1 protein-coding gene is annotated in these 1,147 nt (G+C 43.4%); it reads left to right on the forward strand.

The features are described from left to right. A partial coding sequence (locus tag B5E95_RS10315) for an IS256 family transposase (RefSeq protein ID WP_143437608.1) occupies nt 1-1,147 on the forward strand: 1,147 nt, incomplete at both ends.

A 1,147-nucleotide genomic window follows, 5' to 3' on the forward strand; every position in this document is an offset into this window, starting at 1 on the left:
TTGCTCAAGCTCTATTCAATCAAGACAAAATTAATGATTTATTGCGTAAAGAACTACAACAGGCAGTTAATGACTTGTTAGAAGCTGAATTAACTGCCTTTCTAGGTTATGATCCTTATGCAAGAGACGGCTGGAATACCGGCAATTCTAGGAACGGTGCCTACTTTCGCAAGGTGGATACGCAGTTTGGCAAAATTGAAATCCAGGTGCCACGAGACCGTAACGGCCTGTTTCATCAGCACACGCTGCCTGACTACAAGCAGCATGCAGATGTGTTGGAAAACATGATCATCAAGCTTTACTCTAAAGGCGTAACTACCAGAGAGATAGCTGATTTGATCGAAAAAATGTATGGCAGTCATTATAGTCCAGCTCAAGTGTCTAATATTTCTAAGCAGATGATCCCCAAGGTAGAGGCCTATCACAAGCGTAAGCTTAGCGATAAGTTCTTCTGCGTTTATCTAGACGCTACCTACGTTCCTCTGCGCCGAGAAACTTTTGAACGTGAAGCTGTCTATATTGCCATTGGCATCAAACCTAATGGCCACAAGGAAGTTATCGACTACTGCATTGCGCCCAATGAAAACATTGAAGTCTGGACGGAGCTGCTCCAAAGCATGAAGTCTCGCGGCTTAGAGCAAGTAGAGCTTTTTCTTTCAGATGGCGTTGTGGGCATGAAGACAGCACTGGCAAAGACCTATCCTCAAGCTCATTTCCAGCGTTGCTTGGTTCATGTCATGCGTAATATCTGCGCTAAAGTACGCGTGGAAGATCGCGAGGCAATTATGAACGAATTCAAGCAGATTCACCAGCAAGCCAATAAAGCAGCTGCTGTTGATGTATTGCATGCCTTCTATGCCAAATGGGACAAGAGTTATAATCATGTCATAAGAAACCTGAAAGACATCGAGCCGGACCTGCTGGTCTTCTATAATTATCCTAAGCAGATCAGAGCTTCAATTTACTCTACCAACATGATTGAATCTTTTAACAACGTCATTAAGCGCAAGGCTAAGCCTAAAGCAGAGTTTCCGACTGAACAGTCGCTTGATACTTTTATTGGCATTCAAGCAATGAGTTACAATGACCGCTACTTCAACCGAATTCACAAAGGCTTTGGTCAGGTTCAGGACACCTTAGAATCTTA

Origin of the sequence: Lactobacillus gallinarum, from assembly GCF_002160635.1 — a bacterium.
Lineage (GTDB): Bacteria > Bacillota > Bacilli > Lactobacillales > Lactobacillaceae > Lactobacillus > Lactobacillus gallinarum.